This window comes from Kurthia populi (assembly GCF_042686175.1).
In the GTDB taxonomy this organism is placed as follows: domain Bacteria; phylum Bacillota; class Bacilli; order Bacillales_A; family Planococcaceae; genus Kurthia; species Kurthia populi.
In genome coordinates, this window is record NZ_JBHUOR010000131.1 from 1 (window position 1) to 21,979 (window position 21,979).

At 39.1% G+C, this 21,979-nt stretch carries 21 protein-coding genes; 10 read left to right on the forward strand and 11 right to left on the reverse strand.

What is annotated here, in order from left to right; all coding sequences use genetic code 11:
• Window positions 1-109 precede the first annotated feature (109 nt).
• A complete protein-coding gene (locus ACFSY7_RS15700; RefSeq protein ID WP_380148591.1) occupies window positions 110-919 on the forward strand; it encodes an alpha/beta hydrolase in 810 nt (269 codons plus the stop codon).
• A gap of 45 nt (window positions 920-964) precedes the next feature.
• On the opposite strand, the gene ACFSY7_RS15705 is transcribed toward ACFSY7_RS15700, so the two are convergent.
• The 4 genes from ACFSY7_RS15705 to ACFSY7_RS15720 all read right to left on the reverse strand — a co-directional run bounded on the left by ACFSY7_RS15705 (window position 965) and on the right by ACFSY7_RS15720 (window position 6,541).
• Window positions 965-1,711 carry an Ig-like domain-containing protein gene (locus ACFSY7_RS15705; RefSeq protein ID WP_380148592.1) on the reverse strand — a complete coding sequence of 249 codons (747 nt, stop codon included), beginning with the start codon at window positions 1,709-1,711 and terminating at the stop codon, window positions 965-967.
• Window positions 1,665-5,717: a S8 family serine peptidase gene (locus ACFSY7_RS15710; protein WP_380148593.1), complete on the reverse strand. Its 4,053-nt coding sequence runs from the start codon at window positions 5,715-5,717 to the stop codon at window positions 1,665-1,667. The genes ACFSY7_RS15705 and ACFSY7_RS15710 overlap by 47 nt, the downstream gene beginning before the upstream one ends.
• A gap of 357 nt (window positions 5,718-6,074) precedes the next feature.
• On the reverse strand, window positions 6,075-6,314 hold the full coding sequence (locus ACFSY7_RS15715; protein WP_233600620.1) for a hypothetical protein: 240 nt from the start codon (window positions 6,312-6,314) through the stop codon (window positions 6,075-6,077).
• 14 nt (window positions 6,315-6,328) lie between these two features.
• Window positions 6,329-6,541: a DUF4017 family protein gene (locus ACFSY7_RS15720; RefSeq protein WP_126991642.1), complete on the reverse strand. Its 213-nt coding sequence runs from the start codon at window positions 6,539-6,541 to the stop codon at window positions 6,329-6,331.
• Between the two features lie 94 nt (window positions 6,542-6,635).
• Here ACFSY7_RS15720 and trxA point away from each other — a divergent pair, with 94 nt between their 5' ends.
• Complete coding sequence (gene trxA / locus ACFSY7_RS15725; protein ID WP_139994142.1) at window positions 6,636-6,944, forward strand: thioredoxin; 309 nt, start codon at window positions 6,636-6,638, stop codon at window positions 6,942-6,944.
• Between the two features lie 67 nt (window positions 6,945-7,011).
• On the opposite strand, the gene ACFSY7_RS15730 is transcribed toward trxA, so the two are convergent.
• Window positions 7,012-7,482: a hypothetical protein gene (locus tag ACFSY7_RS15730; RefSeq protein WP_126991640.1), complete on the reverse strand. Its 471-nt coding sequence runs from the start codon at window positions 7,480-7,482 to the stop codon at window positions 7,012-7,014.
• Window positions 7,483-7,945: 463 nt separating this feature from the next.
• Between ACFSY7_RS15730 and ACFSY7_RS15735 the strand changes: the two genes are divergently transcribed.
• Complete coding sequence (locus ACFSY7_RS15735; protein WP_380148595.1) at window positions 7,946-8,788, forward strand: phosphotransferase family protein; 843 nt, start codon at window positions 7,946-7,948, stop codon at window positions 8,786-8,788.
• Window positions 8,789-8,856: 68 nt separating this feature from the next.
• Window positions 8,857-10,365, forward strand: a complete 1,509-nt coding sequence (locus tag ACFSY7_RS15740) for a methyl-accepting chemotaxis protein (protein WP_449274630.1) — start codon at window positions 8,857-8,859, stop codon at window positions 10,363-10,365.
• Window positions 10,366-10,522: 157 nt separating this feature from the next.
• Here the strand turns inward: ACFSY7_RS15740 and ACFSY7_RS15745 are convergent, their stop codons facing one another.
• Entirely contained in the window at window positions 10,523-10,654 is a 132-nt protein-coding gene (locus ACFSY7_RS15745) for a hypothetical protein (protein WP_380148596.1), read from the reverse strand.
• A gap of 135 nt (window positions 10,655-10,789) precedes the next feature.
• Window positions 10,790-11,680, reverse strand: coding sequence for a LysR family transcriptional regulator (locus tag ACFSY7_RS15750; RefSeq protein WP_126991636.1), 891 nt, complete (start codon window positions 11,678-11,680; stop codon window positions 10,790-10,792).
• A gap of 252 nt (window positions 11,681-11,932) precedes the next feature.
• On the opposite strand from ACFSY7_RS15750, the gene ACFSY7_RS15755 reads away from it, so the two are divergent.
• Entirely contained in the window at window positions 11,933-12,667 is a 735-nt protein-coding gene (locus ACFSY7_RS15755; protein WP_380148597.1) for an alpha/beta hydrolase, read from the forward strand.
• Between the two features lie 47 nt (window positions 12,668-12,714).
• Window positions 12,715-13,035 (forward strand): SCP2 sterol-binding domain-containing protein, encoded by a 321-nt coding sequence (locus ACFSY7_RS15760; protein ID WP_380148598.1) that lies wholly within the window; start codon window positions 12,715-12,717, stop codon window positions 13,033-13,035.
• Window positions 13,036-13,076: 41 nt separating this feature from the next.
• Here the strand turns inward: ACFSY7_RS15760 and ACFSY7_RS15765 are convergent, their stop codons facing one another.
• From ACFSY7_RS15765 to ACFSY7_RS15775, 3 genes are read right to left on the reverse strand one after another with little or no spacing between them, the layout of a single operon-like run.
• Complete coding sequence (locus ACFSY7_RS15765; RefSeq protein ID WP_380148599.1) at window positions 13,077-13,478, reverse strand: DUF1801 domain-containing protein; 402 nt, start codon at window positions 13,476-13,478, stop codon at window positions 13,077-13,079.
• A gap of 12 nt (window positions 13,479-13,490) precedes the next feature.
• Complete coding sequence (locus ACFSY7_RS15770) at window positions 13,491-14,651, reverse strand: iron-containing alcohol dehydrogenase (RefSeq protein ID WP_380148601.1); 1,161 nt, start codon at window positions 14,649-14,651, stop codon at window positions 13,491-13,493.
• A gap of 11 nt (window positions 14,652-14,662) precedes the next feature.
• Window positions 14,663-16,177 carry a CoA-acylating methylmalonate-semialdehyde dehydrogenase gene (locus tag ACFSY7_RS15775; protein WP_380148602.1) on the reverse strand — a complete coding sequence of 505 codons (1,515 nt, stop codon included), beginning with the start codon at window positions 16,175-16,177 and terminating at the stop codon, window positions 14,663-14,665.
• Window positions 16,178-16,342: 165 nt separating this feature from the next.
• On the opposite strand from ACFSY7_RS15775, the gene ACFSY7_RS15780 reads away from it, so the two are divergent.
• Both ACFSY7_RS15780 and ACFSY7_RS15785 read left to right on the forward strand, forming a co-directional pair.
• Entirely contained in the window at window positions 16,343-16,942 is a 600-nt protein-coding gene (locus tag ACFSY7_RS15780) for a TetR/AcrR family transcriptional regulator (RefSeq protein WP_126991630.1), read from the forward strand.
• 852 nt (window positions 16,943-17,794) lie between these two features.
• Window positions 17,795-19,261: an MFS transporter gene (locus tag ACFSY7_RS15785; RefSeq protein ID WP_380148604.1), complete on the forward strand. Its 1,467-nt coding sequence runs from the start codon at window positions 17,795-17,797 to the stop codon at window positions 19,259-19,261.
• A gap of 244 nt (window positions 19,262-19,505) precedes the next feature.
• Here ACFSY7_RS15785 and ACFSY7_RS15790 read toward each other — a convergent pair whose 3' ends face one another.
• Window positions 19,506-19,775 carry a DUF7352 domain-containing protein gene (locus ACFSY7_RS15790; protein ID WP_380148605.1) on the reverse strand — a complete coding sequence of 90 codons (270 nt, stop codon included), beginning with the start codon at window positions 19,773-19,775 and terminating at the stop codon, window positions 19,506-19,508.
• 135 nt (window positions 19,776-19,910) lie between these two features.
• Here ACFSY7_RS15790 and cls point away from each other — a divergent pair, with 135 nt between their 5' ends.
• On the forward strand, window positions 19,911-21,374 hold the full coding sequence (gene cls / locus ACFSY7_RS15795; protein ID WP_380148607.1) for a cardiolipin synthase: 1,464 nt from the start codon (window positions 19,911-19,913) through the stop codon (window positions 21,372-21,374).
• Window positions 21,375-21,480: 106 nt separating this feature from the next.
• Window positions 21,481-21,972 carry a pyridoxamine 5'-phosphate oxidase family protein gene (locus ACFSY7_RS15800; protein WP_126991626.1) on the forward strand — a complete coding sequence of 164 codons (492 nt, stop codon included), beginning with the start codon at window positions 21,481-21,483 and terminating at the stop codon, window positions 21,970-21,972.
• Window positions 21,973-21,979 lie beyond the last annotated feature (7 nt).

Consider the following 21,979-nt stretch of genomic DNA (forward strand, 5'->3'; position numbering starts at 1 on the left):
ATCAATTAATACAAAATTAAGTTAGATATGCGTGTTGGAAAATATTTTTTTGACACTCAAAAATGGCGTGAGCCATTGATATATCAACATTTATAGAGGGAGTGATGATATGTTTCATGAAACGACAATTACAACTTTTGATGGCATCGATCTTTATTCTAGAAAGGATGAGCCAGCAAGTACCCCGCAAGCAACCATTGTAATTGTTCATGGACTTTGTGAACATGCGGGTCGCTATGATTATGTAACCAAAAAATTACTTGATAAGAATTTTGTCGTCTATCGCTTCGACCACCGAGGTCATGGCCGTAGTGAAGGGCAGCGCGTTTTTTATAAAGATTTCCACGATATTATCGAGGATGTGCGCACAATCGTCAACAAGGCAAAATCAGAAAACCCGCCACTCCCGCTATTCCTTATTGGTCATAGTATGGGTGGCTTTGCCTCAGCCGCCTATGGCACAAAATATCCTGGTACGGTAAATGGCTTTGTGCTTTCTGGAGCGCTAACTCGTTATAATACGAAGCTTGTGGGTGAGCTACCACTAGATGGTATGGGCACATATTTTGCGAATGAATTAGGTGATGGCGTCTGCAGTGACCCAGCTGTTGTAAAAGCCTATACGGAGGACCCGCTTGTTGAGAAAGAAATTTCCGTTGACCTTATTAATCACGTATTTGGCGAAGGGGTGGACTGGTTAAAAGAAGCACACGCACAATTTGTAGACCCTGTGTTTTTACTACATGGTGCAGATGATGGCCTTGTCAGTGAAGAAGATTCACGCATGTTTTTTGGTGATATTCATTCTACAAATAAATCACTTAAAATTTATGCCCATTTAATGCATGAAATTTTTAATGAGGTCGACAAAGATGCGGTAATTACGGAAGCGATTGACTGGATTGAAAAACAATACTAAAAAAAGCCGGGATCACTTATCCAGTGACTCCGGCTTTTTTATCAGTTATTTTGATTTTGCTACAACAATTTTTGTACCTTTTGAATAATTGTTTGATGAATCTTTCGCTTTTACATAAAGTGTTGTTGTTGCTTTTTGTTTTGGTAGACGCAGTACGTAGTTTCCTTTTTTATCTGTCTTCGCAGTTGCGATGACTTTACTATGTTTGTATAAGTAAACGCGTGAACCTGCTTCTGCTGTGCCTTTAATTGTTTTTGTCGATGATTTTACCTTTGTAGTTACTTTTGGTTTTGCTGGTGCTACGGCATCGACTACTTTACCTGTTTTTTTCGTTTCATTACCCGCCGTGTCCGTTACAGTCATACGCCATTTTGCATTGCCTTTTAAGTTTTTAATTGTGAACGTGTATTCACCATCTTTATTGGCTTTTTTCGTATATGTTTTGCCGCCAACTGTTAGCTTAATTATGGCATCTTTTTCTGTTTTGACAACAATCTTATTCGTTTTATTTGATGCTTTGACAGACGTTACTTTTGGTGCTGTTTTATCTGCTACTTTAATTGTTGTTATCGTTTCTTTACCGTCTTTAGATGCAATAAGTGTTAGCTTTGTATCCGCAGCTTGTTTCGGTACCTTAATTGTAAAGTTACCCGCTTCATTTGCCATCGCTTCACCAATTACTTTATTCCCGACTTTCACAACTACTGTTGCACCTGGTGTTGTTTTACCTGTGATTACACCTGTTTTATCCGAAACTTGTGCATTTGGCGTCGGTGCTACTGGGTGGCACAATGACAGTGGATGCTGCTACCTTGAATTTAGCTGCTGATTTCACAGCACCTAATGGGCTACCTGCAATCGCAAGCTGTAATGTATAATCGCCTGCTTGTGTTGGTGCATCTAGACCATGAATATGGTTGTAGAACATTTCATCTGAAGCTTTTGATACAACATTCCCCTCTGCATCTATAATAGAAGCAACTGGTTTAACGCTACCAGATACAGCGGCGTGTGTTTCACTACCATGCGCTACTTCATACGACACTTGGCCATTACGAAGAACATATGAACCTTGCTCTTCTTCATCTGCAATTGTGTAGTCATTTGTTTGGTTAACTAATACAGAGGATAATTGGTTGCCATACGCATCATTAATATGCGCTGAAGCACTTACTTCTTCGCCTGCTTTATATGTTGTTTTTGGTAACTCAACCTCAGTTGTTAACTGACCGCCAACTTTCCAAGTAGATACATCGCCTGTTGTAAAGCTTCGCGTTCCTTTTGAGAAGTAGTAATTCCAAATTTTATTGTTGTTTTCCGTATCACCAAAGCCAAGACGTACTTGCATATTCATTTTTAAATCGGCTGGTACATAGAAGTTATGACCTGTACGTAATGTCGTCGTGAATGAATCGCTATATTTATTATAAGGATATAAAATTGCCCCGCGGAAATCTTTAAATCCTTCTGTATCTGCTTTAATTTTCACCTGTGCTAAATCTTGTTTGTTGAATGTTACGGTGTTATTCGCACCTTCTGTATCATCTACAGTCACTTTATCATTTAAGAAATAGTAGTTATCTTGCTTCCCTTCTGCATCTGGTAATGTCACATAATTCCCTTCGATAACATAACCATTATCTTTTTCTGCTTCTAAAAAGACAGAGCTATGTTTGTACACTTGTAGTGTATTCGCTGTTGGATACGCTTCTTGACCGTCTACAGTTACCTTCTTCTTAATCATTAATAGCTTCGTCGAAATATTATTCATCGCTTGGTCTCCATCTTTTGGATCAACCGTCACTTCTGTCATATTTTCTGGAATGGTAATATCTTGCTGTAAATCTGACAATTCGTCAAATTGACGATAGATAAAGCCGAATTTCCCGCCTGAATTTGGTACATTATAGCGGATGATGGCGATATTTCCGCCTTCTAAGCTACTTGTTTTTAAATTGTCTGGAATATTTAATACTTTCGTGCTATCTGAGTTACGGTTATAGTATTGATTCCATTCGATGTTGCCGTTTTCATCTTTTTCAGCACGTAATAATGTTGTATACGTGGCGACATTGGCACCCTCTGCATCTTTTAGCGCTAATGTTGCGCCAGAATCAACTAAGTTCATCGTTAAGGTTTTTTCAAGACCTTTTGTTGCATCTGCAGCCTGACGTGTTAATGGGCTCGGTTTCGCTGATACCGTAATATCATACGTACCTTGTGTATACTCTACAGATGTTAAAACGATAAATGAATACATATAATACATACGATTGGCAGGATTTGTAGCATTTTTCGTATCACTATCTAATAAGACTTTGCCGTCACTATTACGCTTGATGTTATAGTTTGCATAAATATTACCGAAATCTTTTGATTCGATTTTCCATTCTTCGTCATCTGCTTTGATTTCGGTTTTTCCTGTTTCCACATCTTTTTTGTAAAGCGCATCTTCCTCTGTTAATGAGCCACGTTTCATCCCTACTAATTGGTTCCCGTATGCATCGCTAAACATTTGTTTTGTATAGAAGGCTTGATCCGCTTTATAGGCATCATTGGCCTGATCACGCTCAATATACGCTACATTACGTTGTTTAGCATAACGTGCGACTGCTTCTTGGTCTGCTTCTAATGTCATATCGACTTGACCGCCAGCTTGTAGTTTTGTTGTTTCTCCTGTTTTAACGGTTGCTTTTGTTGTTTCAGCGAATGAATAAATCCAGTTTCCTTTACCATCATTCGTATCATCTGCCACTTCAGCGTCGATTAAGTATTGGTAGTCACCAGGTGTTACATAGAAATGACGGCCTGTTGCGATTCCTTCACCGAATGCTTCGTTCATTGCATCGTTATAGACATATAACACCGCATTTTCTAATTTCCCATTATCGTTATTCACAGTGATTTGGCCTGCTTGTGCTGTATCAAATGTCAGACTTCCGGGTGCTGTGATTTTTTCATCTGTTTTAGATAAGAAATACGTATCGCCATCTTGTTTTGCATAAGCAAAAATGTTGTACGCGCCTTTATCTAAATAAACGGTTGGGCTTTCGCTAGCACCTAGTTTATTAATGTCTGTCATTTCACCGACTATATTTCCTTCATCGTCTTTCATTGTAATGAAGTATTGCGCGCCGTCGATGCCCTTGCCGTCTTTACCTGTTGTTTCAAGTGCTACTTTTTGTGTATCATCGCTTGTTAATGTAATTGCACCTGTTGTATTTAATTCACGAGAATACATGAACCATGAGTTTTTGCCTTCTGCGTCGTCAAATTTACCTTGTACAACAACACGCACATCTTTTAAATCTGTGCCGACATAGCTTGGTACACGTACAGCACCTGCATTATCCGTACCGCCTGTCCAAAGCTCTGAATAATGACCTTCATCGTCTTTTTCGTATAGCTTCACTGTCGCACCTTTTGCTACATTACCGTTTGGTGATTGAACACTAAACATATAGCCTGAAACTGGCGCGTTTTTAATATGAATTGTACGCTCTGATGCATCTAATTCTACGCCATCTTTATCATAGGCTTTCACTGTTACTGCGTAATCGCCGTCTGCAAATGCCGTTGTATCAAATGAGCTTGTGAATTGATGATCTTTTACTGTACCTGTTGTTACTTCTTTATCACCGACAAATACGCTCATTGTTTGTACCGCATCATTTGCTGTTGACACACTGATAGGTGTCACGCCAATAACATCCGCGTTTTTCTTCGGCGCGTTTACAGTGAAGGCATCGATTGAGACATTATTTTCTAATGCTTTTGCGGCATTTACTTTACCGTAACCTGTTTCTCTATCATGGCCTTCTGTATTTAGGTCTGTCGCTGTTTTTGTTAATACTTCTGACACTTCATTTGCAGAGGCATCTTTATGCTGTGCTTTGTATAAAGCGGCAACTGCTGCGACGTGTGGTGCCGCATAAGATGTCCCAGTGCCTGTCGTATAATAACCCGTTTCGTCCCCTAGGTCACCAGCAAGTGATGTACTCACTACCCCAACACCTGGTGCAACTAAATCGACTGTTTCACCTGTGTTCGAGCCAGCATAAACTTGGTCTGATTTGGATACAGAACCAACCGAAAGTACATTATCAAGTGCTGCAGGGTAATTTGTATCTGCATTCCCACCGCCATTACCTGAAGCAGCTACAACAACGATGCCTGCTTGTGCAGCTTCCTGTACGGCTGTATCGATTGCTTCACTGTATTCACCTGAAAGACTCATATTAATAACGTCTACTTTTTGGTCAATCGCATAACGAATCCCCTCAGCGATATCATTTGCTGTTCCTTCACCATTTTTCGCCATCACTTTTACAGGTAAAATTGTGACATCCTCTTTCCCAGCGACACCCGCAATCCCTTTTTTATTATTCGCATTGGCAGCAATAATACCTGATACAAATGTTCCGTGACCTTGGTCATCGTTACCTGTTTTATTGTCTGCTGCATTGTCAACAAATGTTGCACCTTCAAGTACACGACCTGCTAAATCTGTATGTGTTGCTTTCACACCCGTATCTAAAACTGCGACTGTTACACCTTCTTTTGAAGCGGCTTCAGCTTGTTTCCAAGCATTTTCTGTATCAATCGCTTTTAAATTCCATTGATTTGTATAAAATTCGTCATTCATTGCTGTATCATCAGCAATTGTATAAATTTTGTTTTCTTCTACAAACTCAATATCTTTATCTGCTTCTAATGTTTCAACTACTTCATCTACATCTGATACAGCAACGTCGATAACCGTTGTTTGATCATGTTCAGAAACAATTTCTGCGTTCAATGCTTTCGCTTGTTTTGTTGAAATTTCTGCATTTTCTTTATGTTGAACAAGTAATTGTGTCGTTTCTACTGTTGTTTCTGCCTGTGCTGATAATGTTGTTGGTAAACTTGTTGATGCTGTTAAGGCAACTGTTGCCGCCGTTGCAAGTGTTTTTTCATCATTTCTATGTACTCCCTTTGATAATCATTTTCATTTTATCTCGAAAAGAATCATAATTGAAAATGATTATCAATGTCAATTCTTTTTCTCGCAAAAATACAAAAGATAAGTCATTATACGGATAAAATTATCATCAATAGGAAATTTTTTTCTAAAAAAAAAGCGCCCCACCTTAGTGGGAACGCTTTTTTGCACAATTTACTTATCATGCTTATATTTTTTTGAGCTTGAGGACGTGCTTTTCGTATCCTCACGATTTTCCAGTTTTTCATCTTTCACTTTTTCATTTAGTTCTTCTACAGGAATCGGGTCAACGAACATCATTTCCTCATCCTTATCAAAAAGACTTTCTGTATCTGAATTCACTTGATCTGGGCTATCCATACGCTTAAAATCCGTATCTTTTTTCTTATCTTCTTTGTTCATTCGGTCACTCATAAGCTGACACCTCCTTAAACATTATTTTTATGGTCTTGACGTTTTTTGCGACGATTAAAGAACCAAATAAATAAAAATGCAAAGAAGAATACTGGTAAAGCAAGTCCTTGTCCCGCTAAAATTTGAGCTGCAACACCTTCATCTGTGCCTCGGCTCGTTGCTCTTGTAATAAAAACCCCTAATGCGACTAAATATAGCACAATGGGTATCCATAATAATTTCATCATACTCGATTCCCCCTTATAAAATAATTAACCTATCTTTCAGTAATTAAACACATATCGTGCTAAAATAAAGACAATATTAAAGGAGGCTATAACGATGGCAATTGTGAATGCGTCGGATCAAACATTTTATGAAGAGACAAAATCAGGGCTTGTACTTGTTGATTTTTGGGCAACTTGGTGTGGACCGTGTAAAATGTTAGCACCTGTGTTAGAAGAACTAGCACAAGAAATTGATGTGCCGATTGTAAAATTAGAAGTCGAAGAAAACCCTGCTACTGCAGGTGAATATGAAGTAATGTCTGTACCTACATTAGTGTTATTGAAGGACGGCGAAGTAGTTGCAAAAACGGGTGGCTATCAACCAAAAGAAGCTTTAATTGATTTTATTAATAGCTATCGCTAATAAATCCGTACAAAAAAGCACGTCTAACGAATAAAATGGTTAGACGCGCTTTTTATATTGTTAGAATTTAAAGAACGTATTTAATCGACGTTGTGGCATGTGTTAGTAATTCATTAACGGTGGCATCTTCTACTTGGAGCTCGAGCACATGCGCTTTGAGGAGACGGTGTTGTACTTTTTCAGCCTCTGCATTGTTTACCCGAAATTCTAGCATGCTTAAAATTAATTGAATTAACTCCTCATACGCACTTGGTGACTCTACGAGATTTTGTACATAGCCACGTTCTTGCCATTTCATTTGTTGTAGTATTTTGATAATTTCAGACATGGGCGCATATAAATCATGTACCTCATAATAATAGTCATTTCCCTGTAATTGCTCAAAATGCGTACGGTCTGACATTTTCCAAAGAAGGGCAAAGGTTGTTGTATTCGTACAAAACTCCTCAATTAATTGCATCCAATTCATTTTTAATTGTGTAAAAGAACAACTATGTAAATGCGTTTGTAGATTGGCAAAAGAAATTTCCCGCTGCATTTATGTGTCCTCCTTTAACAGTTTTTTTCTCTATAACAGGAACAAAAGCGCCCTTTCTCATGGAAAAGGCGCCTTTGTTTTGTGATAGAGGTTTGGTATGCGGTAAGGAATTTACCGTGTAACAAATTGCATTGGACGTTTTTGCTTAGGCTAGCACCAGCGTCCAACTGGTTAGGCATTTAAAAATAGGGATTTGACTAGCAAAGGAGCCTAGAAAATGTTTCCGCTTCATTTCCTAATAACGCCTGTAGAGTTTTCTCCATAAAAAAACCACTTTCGCTAGTTCTTATACATATTAACTCATTTTTTCTACTTTGTGTAGCTTTTTTCTAAAAAATATACCGTATGACATATATTTTATATTCCATTTAATGCTAATTCCTTATGAACCACTATTCAATTATTGAATTTCTTTATCATTCTCGTTAGAATAAGACCAACTTAATGATAACGGAGGGTAGACATGGAAAAAATCAAAAAAATAACCAAAGGATTTTCTGGAGAAGAAAAATGGCTCGTGCATTATGAGCAAAAACAATGCCTTTATCGACAATTTGATCCGCAGCAATACACACAAAAAAAGCAGGAATTTTCATTGCTACAGCAACTTTTTTCTACTGGTACACAGACCTATGAGCCGCTAGAAATTGGACCAAATTATATGATAACGAGCTTTTTAGAAGGATTGGATGCAGAGGATACAATTGGCACGCTTACAGCGACAGAGCAATATCAAGTCGGTGTGGATGCAAGCGCTGATTTACGTCGCATTCATGCGATTAAAGCAAAGGAAAATACATGGGCAAGCTATCAAAAAGCTAAATATGAGCGTTACCGAAAAACGTATCATGAACGAGAATACACATATGATTTTATGCCTGCAGTCGAGCAATTTATCAATGCACATCTCCATTTATTAAACGGGCGCCCTACGCATTTACAACATGATGATTTTCATTTGCCTAATTTAATTATTCATAATCGCCACTATGCGGGTGTTATCGATTTTGGGCGCTTTGATTGGGGTGACCCGGTTTGGGATTTTGTAAAACTCGGTCTCTTTAGTAGAGAGCATAGCATTCCTTTTTGCATGGGATTACTTGAAGGCTACTATGATCACCACTTGCCTGATGATTTTTGGACACTTTACACGCTATATGCCGGTATGCTTGCCTTCTCTTCTATCATTTGGGCGGATAATATCGGCCAATTACAAACAACATTGCCTCATGTCGAACGGATGATTCAGGACCACCATGGCTTTCAACATATCATTCCTTCGTGGTTTAAATCGATAAAATTTTAAACTTTTATTGTTTTTTATGCCAAAATATAGTAAATTATTCATAAACAAACTTGGAAAAGAGGGGTAATATGTTCTCATTTTTACAAACAACAGCAAAGGCTAGTTCCTCTCCACTTTTAGCCGTTATCGAATCATTGGTCGAAAATCTCGAAGCGGGTGGAAACCTTAACCTTACCGCTGCGATTCAACACCTCTCTCCTCACGAACAACAACTTATTCAAAAACTAACTTCTTATATAACACAGCAGCATGAACGCCTTGCACAGCATGATCAGTTATTTTCAACAATTTGTAATACAGCAAACATTGGTTATTGGGTTGCAGATGTTATGCATGGTGATTTGATGCATACGGACACAAAGTTAATAATGAGCGATGAATTGAAAGCGCTAATAGGAACGCTTGGCGATGATACAAAGCGTTCCATTATGCATTTTATTCATGAAGATGATGTCGTACATATTAAAAGTGCACTCGCGACTGCGCTTCAAACAACAGCAGAGCGTATTGAAGAGCAATGTCGCCTTGTGACACCACTGGGAGAAATCCGCTATATCGATTGTCATATTCAGCTTCTTTATAAGGAGCAAAAACTTAGTAAATGCTATGGCGTCATTCACGATCTAACCGCTCAACATATTGAAAAGCAGCGCTCAGTGCAACTACTTGAAAAACATGGATTAATTACCGAAGTCATGTATGAATCACCTTGGCATGTCCAAGTGAAAAATCCACAAAACTTAGCAGATGCTCAAAATACCGTGTGGTTTTCAGAGCAATTTTTAACAGCTTTTGGTTATACGAAAACGACACAGCCACAAACGTATAAGGATTTTGCAAATCTCATCCATCCAACAGACCGCGATGGCACAAATCCTATATTTAAAATATGTTTTAGAGAAGCGAAGCAAAACGGAAAAGCACAATGCGAGTTACTTTACCGCGTAAGAGATAGCCGCGGGCAATATATTGCGATGAGCAATCGGATTATTATTACATGTAATACAGATGGCATCGTGGAACATATCGTCGGTGTAATGCGTGATATTACACTAGAAAGTCAGGAAAAAGAACGTTCGGAACAAATGAAAGCAGGCATCCAACAATTAAATGCAAGCATTGATGAAATGACCTATGCTATGCAGGATATGCACAATCATGTAGGCGAATTGACGAATGCTCAGCAGCAATCAGCGAATGCCGCAATTGATGCTCATCAACGTGCGGACAATACCCAAAATATTTCATCGATGATTCGTGGCATTGCAGATGAAACGAATTTATTGGGCTTAAATGCCGCAATTGAATCTGCGCGTGCGGGTGAACAAGGAAAAGGCTTTGCCGTCGTTGCGGATCAGGTGCGTAAACTAGCGCTAAATAGTGCGGGTGCTACAGAAGATATTGAGCAAAGTTTAACCGATTTAAAAGTGCAAATTGATACGATTTTAATGCATATGGACCGTATTAATTCCCTTGTATCTACACAAAAAGCCTTGAGTGATTCTGTCACAACAGCGGTTGAGCATATTCAGGAAATGAGCACACAGCTCGCACAAGTTGCGACTTTAAACGGCTAATATATGTAAAAAGAGGCTGGGATAAAACACGTCATGTTCCTTTTTTAGCGTTCGCAACGAAAAACCGGAATCGCGCTATAGCGTGATTCCGGTTTTTCTTATGCTCATATGAACGGTTGTTTTTATACGTATGTCAAAGCCTCTTTTTAGTATGTATCTACTTGTCATCGGTGGCCTCTCGTTTAACGTATGAAAAAATCGCTAAGGCCAATAAAATAAGCGGAAAAACAAGCCATAAAAATGGTACGTGATAATCTTCCACTAATTCATCGAAAATGGATAAAACCATCAAAAAAGTATTATTTTTATCATACTTCTTTTGAGGAAATAATGAAATGAAGAACGTTTCAATGCAGTTTTAAATACGGCCAAAATACTGTTTTTGGGTGCCTTTTCTTTAAGAGCAGCTACCCTTTAGCATCTCTTACAGCTCTGGAAACCCTTTAAAATAATGAACAAGCTGCTCTTTCATTTCCCGCACGACAGCTGTTTCGACGACTTCCTTATTTGAGCAAATGCCGATATGACGCGCTGCTTTTTTTCCTTCAATCGGAATTTGCACGAGATCATTAAAGGCTAAATGCGTTAATTTTGGTAAAAATGAAATACCGAGATTTGCTGCAACGAAGCTAGCAATCGTTTGAACTTCTTCTCCTTCAAAGCTAATGGCTACTTGGATGCCCGCTTCTTTCAATAAATCATTTGATAAATGACGAAGCGCAAAGCCTTCTTTTAATAAAATAAACGTTTCGTCTTGTAATTCTTTTACGGTCAATGTTTCTCGCCCTGCGAAGCGGTGTGTCCGTGGCAACGTCACAAATAATTCCTCTGTTAATAGCGGCTGCCATTCAATATTTTTTTCAGTGGCTACATGCGTTGTGACACATAGGTCAATAATACCTTGTGCTAATAAATTTTTGAGTGCCTGTGAATTGTTTTGAACGAGCTTCACGCGCACATTCGGATGGGTGTCTTTGAATTGCTTCATAAAGAGCGATAAATAAGTCGCACCAACCGTATGAAGAAATCCAAGCGTTACCTCACCGGTTTCAACACCACTCATTTCTGACAAACGTGTTTTGACTGTTTCCATTTCTAAAATGATGCGATTGGTACTTTCTAAAAAGAGCTCGCCAAATTTATTTAATCGAATGGAACGGCCATTACGATCAAATAGTGACACATCCAATTCCTCTTCAATTCGCATAATAGCACGGCTTAATGCTGGTTGTGATACCGAAAGCTTCTCTGCTGCTCGCGTCATATGCTCCATCTCTGCTAAAACTTTAAAATAATGAAAATGATGCCATTCCATTATCACGTCACCCCTTATGTAACTTGCGCATGATTTTTATGATTACGATGTATTATACTCCATTAAAGCGCTTCCATTTAGAAATTTTGCTTAATTCAGGGCGAACAGCTCATAGATACTAGATTTTTAGTACTAGATTAGAAAATATATACACATTTCACTTATGCATTTTTCGCATGATTTTATTAAAAATAATGTATTATACCTCCATTTCATTGTGTGATAGTCTTTTTTTAGAAAAGAGGTTACAACATGAACATTAAATCCCCTGAGCGCTTATTTTTAGCAGGCGGTAAACATGCAGTGCTACTGCTTCATAGCTTTACGGGCACAGCCAATGAAATGAAACGTACAGCAAAACATTTACATAAAGCAGGCTTTACTTGTCTTGCACCAATTTATGCAGGGCATGGGCAGCATCCAGAAAAATTTTTCCAAACAGGTATTGCAGACTGGCTACAAACAGCGCGCGAGGCGTATTTGTTTTTACAACAGCAAGACTATGAAAAAATTGTGATTGTCGGTCAATCACTCGGTGGCGTCATTGCACTCCATTTAGCAGATGAAGTGGCACCGCAAGCACTTGTGACGATGTCATCGCCCATTGTCGAACGGGAGCTTAGCGGCCTAGAGTCACGCGTAAAAGCCTATACAACATATTATTTACGCATGCGCGACATCCCTGAGCCAGAAGCCTTTCATTTTGTGGCGACGCACTTCCCTCGTCCTGAGCATAAATTACATGCGTTGCAGCAATTTATTTTAGCGACATCTGATTTACTAGCGAATATCAACTGTCCTGCCCTTATCTTGTACGGCGAAGCGGACGCGCACATTTATCAGCATAGTGCCCAGTTAATTTATGATGGACTTGCCTCTACAACGAAGCAGTTACGTGGCTATAAGGAGGCCGGGCATCTTTTATCATTAGCGCGTATTCCTGAAATTCATGACGATATTGTCGATTTCCTTGCGGATGAATTGTAAATTTTTAGAAATTAATTTATGATGAGAGGAAACAGGGAGGTAGTTAGATGACAAATCAAGCAATGGAACAATTTTTATCAAAAATTCAGCAAGACCCAGCTGGTTTAAAAGGTTACAATGCACGTATTCAATTTGACTTTACCGATACAGCAGAAAGTACGCTCATTTCATTTGATGGCAATAACGCACATGTCGTAAAGGATGCACAGGCACCCGACTGTACCGTATCGATTTCTAGTAAAAATTTTGAAAAGCTCACAACGGGGCAAATGAATCCACAAACGGCTTTTTTAATGGGCAAATTGAAATCAAAGGGCGATATGAGTCATCTACTACGCCTAAGCAGCCTCTTAACGTATTATAAATAAACAAAAAGCCTTCTAGGGGACACTCCTTAGAAGGCTTTTATTTAGCGTTGTTCGTATACTTTAATCCACGCATCAGGCGCCATCTTCTCGACTAATTCGCCTAATAGCTCATACGGAATATGCGTCGCATTCGTCAAACGAATACAACTTTTTCCCATTTGTAATTTCGTTGACACTTCTTCCTTGTAGCGCGTCGTAAACCATTGTAGTAGCTCCGGATTGGCATAGATGCCCATATGATACACCCCAATATGATGCTTTTGCGGAATTACGCTTAAAAAAGGAAGCGGTGTACCGGGCGTCACATGATAACCTTTTGGGTAATCACGTAGTGGCACAACATAGTGAGTGCCACCATGCTCTTCACATTTTTTAAAGCCTACGGGAATATGTTTGTCAATAACAGCGATGAGCTGCTCATATGCCTGCTGTTGGTCCTTCATCACAACACCTCATTAAAACACATAATGATAAACATCCTTATACAGCTGCGCTAGCTCTTCTTCTGTCGGGATGCGCGGATTATTCGCTGGACTGCCACTGGTTATCGCATCAACGACCATTTTTGGAATCGCTGCATAAAACGCCGATTCCTCAATGCCATAACCCTTTAAATTTGGAATGTCTAAGCTACGACATAATGCTTTTACAGCCTGAATAACTTCCTCAGCAAGCTCCTCCTCGCTCAGATCGGCTGTTTGCTCAATGAAAAACGGCGCCATTTTTGCAAGTTGCGGCGTACAGTTTTCCTTTGAAAATTCAAGCACCGCTGGTAACAGCATCGCATTTGAAATACCATGCGGGACGTGGAATAGTGCACCGATTGGGCGAGACATGCCATGTACAAGCGCCACAGAAGCATTTGAAAATGCCATCCCCGCTTGCAACGAGCCAAGTGACATCGCCTCACGTGCCGTCAAATTGTGACCATCACGATATGCCGGCAGTAAGTTCGCGGTAATTAATTCAATAGCAGACAGCGCCAATTGATTCGAAAATGGATGCGCTTTGCGTGATAATAAACTCTCAATCGCATGGCTCATCGCATCAACGCCGGTTGCAGCGGTAATATGCCGTGGTGACGATACTGTTAGCTGTGCATCAACAAGTGCCACATCTGGCATAAAGGCTGCATCTTTAATCATCATTTTAATGTCTTCTGCAGTATTCGTAATAACCGTCACATCGGTTGCCTCACTACCCGTCCCCGCTGTTGTCGGAATCGCAATATGCGGAATCGGTAGCTCGGTAATGGGCGTCGCACCGTGCATATAATCCCCAATATAGCCGCGATTTGTTGCCACAACCGAGATGGCCTTTGCCGTATCAATACAGCTACCGCCACCAATAGAGACAATGACATCGCATTGATGTTCACGTAAAAGCGCAAGTCCCTCATTTACATAAACGTCTAGTGGCTCTGATGTCACCCCTGTATACGCTACAGAGGCTTGCTTTAAATGCGCTGCACATTGTGCCACAACCCCTAAATCTTCCATAATCGGGTCACTAATAATTAACGCGGTCGTCCCTAATTTCTGCGCATGGTCCCCAAGAGTTTGAAAGGCGCCATTACCATAAACAATTTTTGCCGGAGAATGTACTGTATATGCCATCTGAAACCCTCCTAATCATTACTTGGGAACGCGAATGTAGAGCCCATTTGAGAGCCCGCTTCTGGCCAGCGTTCCGATACGGTTTTTGTTTTTGTAAAGAAGCGCGCTTGATCTGGGCCAAACATATGCCCCTCGCCAAAGCGTGAATCTTTAAAGCCTGCAAAATTATGATAGCCAACTGGAATCGGAATTGGCACATTGACACCGACCATGCCCACATCGATTTCTGTCGTAAATTTACGTGAAGCATAGCCATCATTCGTGAAAATCGTCACGCCATTGCCAAGCTCATGCTCATTAATGAGCTGAATGGCTTCATCAAGTGTTTCCACGCGTACGATATTACGCACCGGGCCAAAGATTTCTTGCTCATACACATCCATGCCTGGCTTTACGTGGTCAAATAAAGTCGGGCCAATGAAGAAACCTTTTGATTCGTTGACGATAGGAAGCTCTCGACCATCACAAACGATTTCGACGCCCTCTTCTTCCCCCTTCTTAATCGCCGCAAGCATCGCTTCCTTCGCCTGCGCTGAAATCACCGGGCCGAAATCGGTATCCGCCTCTTCATAGGAGCCTACTTTTAACGCTGCTACTTTTTGTTTTAAAATAGCGACTAAGCGCTCAGCCGTCTCTTGTCCTACGGGCATAATCGTTGATAATGCCATACAGCGTTGTGATGCTGCACCATATGCCGCGCCCATAAAGGCTTCTGCCACCTGTTCTAAATCCGCATCTGGCATGACAACCATATTATTTTTGCCGCCGCCAAGTGCTGTGACACGCTTGCCGTATTTTGCCCCTGTTTCGTAAATATATTTTGCAACAGGTGTTGAACCAACAAATGAAATCGCCTTAACCGCTTTATGTTCGAGTAATTCATTCACCGCATCTTTATCGCCATTGATTACCGTCCAAATGCCATCTGGAAGGCCGGCTTTTTTCCATAGCTCACTAATAAATAATGCTGTCATTGGGACTTTTTCAGAAGCTTTTAAAATGACCGCATTCCCGACTGCTACTGCCATACTTGTTTGTGCAAGCGGTACCATAATTGGGAAATTGAACGGCGAGATTGCCGCGACAACGCCTAGTGGATATTTTGCAGAATACGCATTAATATTCCCACCAACATTGACCGAATATTCCCCTTTCACTAAATGCGGAGCGCCGATTGCTAAATCAACAGATTCAATACCACGCGTCACTTCGCCTTTCGCATCTTCTATCGTTTTTCCGCTTTCACGACAAATAATAGCTAAGAGCTCATCTAAATGTTGTGTTAATAAATTGCGGAAATTTAACAAAACCTGCGCACGCTTTGCGACAGAAACATCACGCCATGCTGGGAATGCTGCCTGTACCTCTGCAATGGCCTCACGTGTTTCCTCTCTAGTCGCGAGTGGTACTTTCGCAATGACTTCTCCAGTTGTCGGATTAAAGACATCACCAAATCGTCCGCTCTGCCCTTCTACGTTTTGTCCTCCGATAAAATGCGTTAATGTTTGAATTCCTGTTGTTTCCATATCGTTCGCCTCCCTAAATTTTAAAAAATTCTGAAAATACACTAGAAAAAAATATAAATTTCTCGTATGATTATTTCACTGACCTCGGTCACTTAAATCATAAACGATAGAAAATTCATTCGTCAACGATAATTTTTTAACTTTTTAGAGAAAAGGAGTGATTTTTTGACAACTGACCGAAAGAAAAAGGCGCTAGAGACGCGCCAAAAGCTCTTAGATACCGCATTAAAACTTTTTGCAAAACGAGGATTTGAGCATGTATCGATTGCACAAATTACGACAACTTGTGGCGTTTCAAAAGGAACTTTTTACACTCACTTTGCAACGAAATATGATATTGTGCTCGAAAAATTTCAGGAATTTGATGCACATTATGTAGAAGCCGCAAAAAAAATCGATGAAAACTTAAGTCCACCACAGAAAATTATTGCACTATACGATGAACAAATGATTTATTTAACGACTGTCGTTGGCAAAGACATTATGCGCACTGTCTATACAGCAGCGATGACGAATCAAGTCGAGCATGTGCATTATTTAATTCACCCACAGCGGACGATTTTTGAACTGATTCGTCGTTATTTAGAAGAAGGCGTGGAACAAAATATTTTCCGTAAGGATCTGTCATTTGAAGCGATTGAAAAAATGATTCAACGGGCGATGCGTGCCAATGTGTATGATTGGCTTATTCATGCAGAGGATTTTGATTTAATAAAAGAGATGCATGTCTTTACAACAACGCTACTTGATGGCATACGCGCGTAAAAACTAGCTTTATTTCACCAGCTTTTTTCGGTATACAGCCGCAGAGAGCTGGTTTTACTTTGCCCAATTTTATATAGTCTAGACTATTTATTATTTCTTCCGCTAATCTTTATATCAACGTTCTTTCAATGACATCTAGTTTGTTTCGCGTAAATGACACCAATTCACCTCTCAAAACTGAAAAATAGCCCTTTTTACTTCGTGCATTTATCCAACTTGCCAATATGAGCTAAATAAAAAGTAGAATGAGCTTTTACTCGAGTTTACTAAAAAATTTACTATCAAAAATACACGTAACAAAATATTAAAGCGTAAAAATGAGTGCGTATATAAGCACGTACTCACTCAGATTCATCAGGTACCTTTTGTTAGCGTAAAAATAAAAAAGTCCCCCAATGTTTCCACTGGGGGTCAAAGAGAAGAATATGAAAAGTACACTTATAATGTAGCCCTTTTTATAAAAGCTTAAACCTGTTTTTATTATTTTTTTATTTTTTTTTCAAAAAAAATCATATTTTATTAATGAAAGCAAATTTATTTAAGTTCAATTTCCTCTGTTTCTTCTTATTATATGAAAATAGTCGACTAATTTTCTGAAAATAAAAACTTCTATATTTTATGTTTCAAAGTAAAACAGAGGGGAATAGATAAAGTGTTCACGTAAAAAATTTTTTACTACATATGAACAACCTCGAGTAGATTTATTTTTGTTTTGTCGATAACAAAATCAGGATTTAAAAGATTGAGATTGTTGTTTTACTTTTCCGCTATTTTATTTCCCAACAATTAAAGTACTACATATCTTTTGCAATCCTCGAAAATAGCAAACCCAAAAGGAGCTGTTTAGAGAATATGCAACAAAATAATAATTTAGATATGGAACCGCAAGATATTAATGTTGTGAGTTCCAAGAAAGCACGTAAGGCTGTTGTCGCCACCGGTCTCGGTAACGCGATGGAGTGGTTTGACTTTGGTCTTTATGCTTATTTAGCTGTTGTCATTAGTCAGTTATTTTTCGCTGGTGTTGATAATAGTGGTCTTCAACTTGTCTTCACCTTCGCTACATTCGCTGTGGCCTTCTTAGTTCGCCCAATTGGCGGCATTTTCTTTGGTAAGATCGGCGATAAATACGGTCGTAAAATTGTCTTAAGTACAACGATTATTATTATGGCAATTGCTACATTAATGATTGGTTTATTACCTACGTATGAGCAAATTGGTATTTGGGCGCCTATTTTATTATTAGTCGCTCGTATGATTCAAGGTTTCTCTACTGGTGGGGAGTACTCAGGCGCGATGGTCTATATCGCCGAATCATCTCCCGATAAAAAACGTGGGATGCTTGGTAGTGGCTTAGAAATCGGTTCTTTATCTGGTTTCATTGCCGCTTCAGGTCTCGTTACCATTTTAACGTTCGCCCTATCTGATGCTCAAATGATGTCTTGGGGCTGGCGTATTCCTTTCTTCATCGCTGCACCAATCGGTCTAATTGGTTTATATTTACGTCGTCATCTTGACGAATCACCAATTTTTGAAGAAATGGAGCAAGCACAAGAAGAAAGTGACGAAGAACCGTTAACATTTAAAGAAATTTTAAAGCATTATAAAAAAGATTTAATATTAAGTGTTGTTATCGTGGCATTCTTTAACATTACCAACTATATGGTACTGTCATATATGCCTTCGTATTTAACCGAGGTTATCGGCATTGATAACACAACAAGTTTAGTCATTTTATTAATCACAATGGTCTTAATGATGCCACTCGCATTATTCTTTGGTCGCATGAGTGATAAATTTGGTAATAAACGTGTTGTTCAAATTGGCCTTGTTGGGTTAACCTTCCTAGCAATCCCTGCATTTATGTTAATGGGTGTTGGCCAAGTCGGCTTTATTTTCGCCGGTGTCTTCTTATTAGGTTTCCTATTAAGTTTTTATGAAGGGACACTTCCTTCATTACTACCAAGTTTATTCTTCTCAGATGTTCGTTATCGTGCACTGGCATTGACCTTTAATGTATCGGTGTCAATATTTGGTGGGACAACACCACTTGTATCGGCTTATTTAGTCCATGTAACAGGCGATCCACTTGCACCAGCGTACTATTTAGCAGCGGTCAGCATCATTGGCTTAATCGTCTTTAGCTTATTATTCGTTCAAACGTCAGGTCGCGCATTAAAAGGCTCGTACCCAACAGTTGAAACGAAAAAAGAAGTACGCGAAGTGATGAAACAAGATCCTGAAGATGCATTATGGTGGCATGAAGAAGCTCCAGATATCGAAACTGAGCAAACTCAACCGCCGAAAACAATATCTTAATAATAAAAAAAGTCGTGTCTAAAGGCACGGCTTTTTTGTTGATTTGATTATTTTGAGTGACGAAGTTATTACGTCTTTTCACATAAAAAAAGAGATACCCAGGCGTCGGGTATCTCTTTTTTAAAGGATAATGTACATTTCTATGAACATACTATACTCATTATATGGGAATCCTCTAAAAAACCATATCGGCATGTACACCTAATTTTCTTTTATAAATTAGGTATTTTGATATGTATTTTATTTATTTTTTATAAAACCCATGCAAATTCCACTGCTGGTCAAACATTTGTATCGTATTCAAGTAGGTAAATGTGTCAATGTCTTCTGGTAGTGGTTCTCCCGTTCCTGCTACAATAACTTGAACAGATGCTGTTTTTTGCTCTTCTGGTTTTACAAGCGCATAAATATATACCTTGTCATATTGAAATGCAATGGAAAGTGGCTTGGCTCCTAAAGGTAAATCAATTGTTTCTACTGTATTAACGCGTACTGGATATTTATATACTTTCATTTTTTTCCCTCCTCCTTTATTACTCTCTTTTCCTTTAATCATTAAAAATAAAACGCGGCGTTTTTTTCCTAATAGCTGCTTTCCTGTTAAACTATATACTATATGAAAAAATATGCATAAAAAGGGCGTGAGACATTGACTGATTTTTATCTTTATCTTTTTAAATCGAGTACGATAAGTGCCATTTTACTTGTGGTGAACATTATCCTTGCTATCACCATTATTTTCTTGGAGCGTAAAAAACCATCAGCTGCCTGGGCTTGGGTTTTCGTGCTATTCTTTTTACCGTATATCGGTTTTATCCTCTACTTATTTATCGGTAAACCATTGCGTCAAAAACATTTACGTCGGTGGATGCCAAAGGATAGCATTGGTATTCAGGAAATGATTGATGATCAAAAAGCACGTGTTTTAAAAGATGAGCTGAATATAGAAAACTTCGAAAATGCACGTGAGTTAATTCATATGAATTTACAAACGAATAATGCACTCGTAACAAAAAACAATCATGTGGAACTTTTTAATGATGGTCATGAAAAATTCGATGCGCTACTGCGTGATATTGCTAATGCGACAGATCATATCCACGTGCAATATTATATTTTCAAACTAGATGGCATCGGCAAAAAAATTACTGCTGCGCTAATCGAACGTGCCAAGGCAGGCGTTGAGGTGCGTATCCTTTATGATGCGCTCGGCTCACGAAATGTGCGCAAACGGCATTTTAAGGAATTGATTCAAGAAGGTGGAGAGGTTGAGGTCTTTTTCCCATCCATCTTACCGCTTATTAATCCCCGAATGAATTATCGTAATCACCGAAAAATTGTCGTTATCGATGGACAAATCGGCTATATTGGTGGCTTTAATGTCGGCGATGAGTACTTAGGGCTGGACAAAAAGTTTGGCTACTGGCGCGACACACATATGCGCATTCAAGGGGCGGCTGTTCATGCACTTCAGGCACGCTTTATGCTGGACTGGAACCAAGCTGGTAATTCACTTGATTTATCCTTTGCACCGCATTACTTCCCTGCTCATGACATTACAGGAGACATTGCGATGCAAATTGTTTCTAGTGGGCCCGATACACCACATTCAAGTATTGAAAACAGTTATATTAAAATGATTTTACAAGCAAAACGCTATGTCTATATCCAGTCGCCTTACTTCATTCCTGATGAAGCATTTTTAGAAGCGGTACGAATTGCGGTACTATCTGGTATTGATGTACGCATTATGATTCCTGATAAACCGGACCATCCATTTGTTTACATGGCGACCTGCTCGTATGCAGGCGACCTAATGGAATCAGGCGCAAAGGTTTATCACTATGCTAATGGCTTCATTCATTCAAAAGTCGTGCTCATTGATGACCAAATCGCTTCTGTTGGGACAGCAAATGTGGATAACCGCAGTTTCCGTTTAAATTTTGAAGTTAATGGCTTCCTATACAATGAAAAAGTCACGAAAGAACTGGCGGATATGTTCCATGAAGATTTAAATGTATGTGTTGAAATGACGAAGGAATCGTATGAATCTCGCTCGTTATGGGTGAAATTTAAAGAATCTGTTTCGCGCATGTTATCTCCTATTTTATAAACTCAAATCATCGTCTTATGGGCGGTGATTTTTTATTACTTTGTTTAATCCATTTTCTAAAGGGCAAACAAATTAAGAGACGACAAAAACAAAAGGAGTTTTTACGATGACAGAAGAATACCAAAAAGTTCGAGACAATTTAACATCGATTATTGAGGATGCATCTGTTGCGATGCTTGTAACGCAGCAGGAAGATGGAAAACTTGTATCACGACCAATGCAACTACAAAAAGTAGAATTTGATGGGGATATTTGGCTACTTACGCGTACAGATACAGATAAGTATGATGAAATTAATGTCAATAACCGTGTGAATGTCGCAATTGCTAGTAAATCGTATGCTTCAATTAGCGGGACTGCTGAATTTGTCGATGACGAAGCACGTAAAAAAGAATTTTGGAATCCTATCTATGAAAAAATGTTTGATGTAGCTTATGACGACCCTCAACTTGTATTAATAAAAGTACATGCAGAGTCTGCGGAATACTGGGAAACTGGTTCAACAGTAAAATCAGTGTACAATTTTGTGAAAAAAGTTGTCGGAAAGGAAGAACCTGTAAAACCTTCAAAAGATACCAACCAATCACTTGATTTATAGTCCATAC

Excerpts from the sequence above, each read along its gene's own strand:
- ACFSY7_RS15700 (WP_380148591.1), top strand. The coding sequence starts at position 110 with ATGTTTCATGAAACGACAATTACAACTTTTGATGGCATCGATCTTTAT.
- ACFSY7_RS15715 (WP_233600620.1), bottom strand. The coding sequence starts at position 6,314 with ATGAGTGACCGAATGAACAAAGAAGATAAGAAAAAAGATACGGATTTT.
- ACFSY7_RS15720 (WP_126991642.1), bottom strand. The coding sequence starts at position 6,541 with ATGATGAAATTATTATGGATACCCATTGTGCTATATTTAGTCGCATTA.
- trxA (WP_139994142.1), top strand. The coding sequence starts at position 6,636 with ATGGCAATTGTGAATGCGTCGGATCAAACATTTTATGAAGAGACAAAA.
- ACFSY7_RS15730 (WP_126991640.1), bottom strand. The coding sequence starts at position 7,482 with ATGCAGCGGGAAATTTCTTTTGCCAATCTACAAACGCATTTACATAGT.
- ACFSY7_RS15735 (WP_380148595.1), top strand. The coding sequence starts at position 7,946 with ATGGAAAAAATCAAAAAAATAACCAAAGGATTTTCTGGAGAAGAAAAA.
- ACFSY7_RS15740 (WP_449274630.1), top strand. The coding sequence starts at position 8,857 with ATGTTCTCATTTTTACAAACAACAGCAAAGGCTAGTTCCTCTCCACTT.
- ACFSY7_RS15745 (WP_380148596.1), bottom strand. The coding sequence starts at position 10,654 with ATGGTTTTATCCATTTTCGATGAATTAGTGGAAGATTATCACGTACCA.
- ACFSY7_RS15750 (WP_126991636.1), bottom strand. The coding sequence starts at position 11,680 with ATGGAATGGCATCATTTTCATTATTTTAAAGTTTTAGCAGAGATGGAG.
- ACFSY7_RS15755 (WP_380148597.1), top strand. The coding sequence starts at position 11,933 with ATGAACATTAAATCCCCTGAGCGCTTATTTTTAGCAGGCGGTAAACAT.
- ACFSY7_RS15760 (WP_380148598.1), top strand. The coding sequence starts at position 12,715 with ATGACAAATCAAGCAATGGAACAATTTTTATCAAAAATTCAGCAAGAC.
- ACFSY7_RS15765 (WP_380148599.1), bottom strand. The coding sequence starts at position 13,478 with ATGAAGGACCAACAGCAGGCATATGAGCAGCTCATCGCTGTTATTGAC.
- ACFSY7_RS15770 (WP_380148601.1), bottom strand. The coding sequence starts at position 14,651 with ATGGCATATACAGTACATTCTCCGGCAAAAATTGTTTATGGTAATGGC.
- ACFSY7_RS15775 (WP_380148602.1), bottom strand. The coding sequence starts at position 16,177 with ATGGAAACAACAGGAATTCAAACATTAACGCATTTTATCGGAGGACAA.
- ACFSY7_RS15785 (WP_380148604.1), top strand. The coding sequence starts at position 17,795 with ATGCAACAAAATAATAATTTAGATATGGAACCGCAAGATATTAATGTT.
- ACFSY7_RS15790 (WP_380148605.1), bottom strand. The coding sequence starts at position 19,775 with ATGAAAGTATATAAATATCCAGTACGCGTTAATACAGTAGAAACAATT.
- ACFSY7_RS15800 (WP_126991626.1), top strand. The coding sequence starts at position 21,481 with ATGACAGAAGAATACCAAAAAGTTCGAGACAATTTAACATCGATTATT.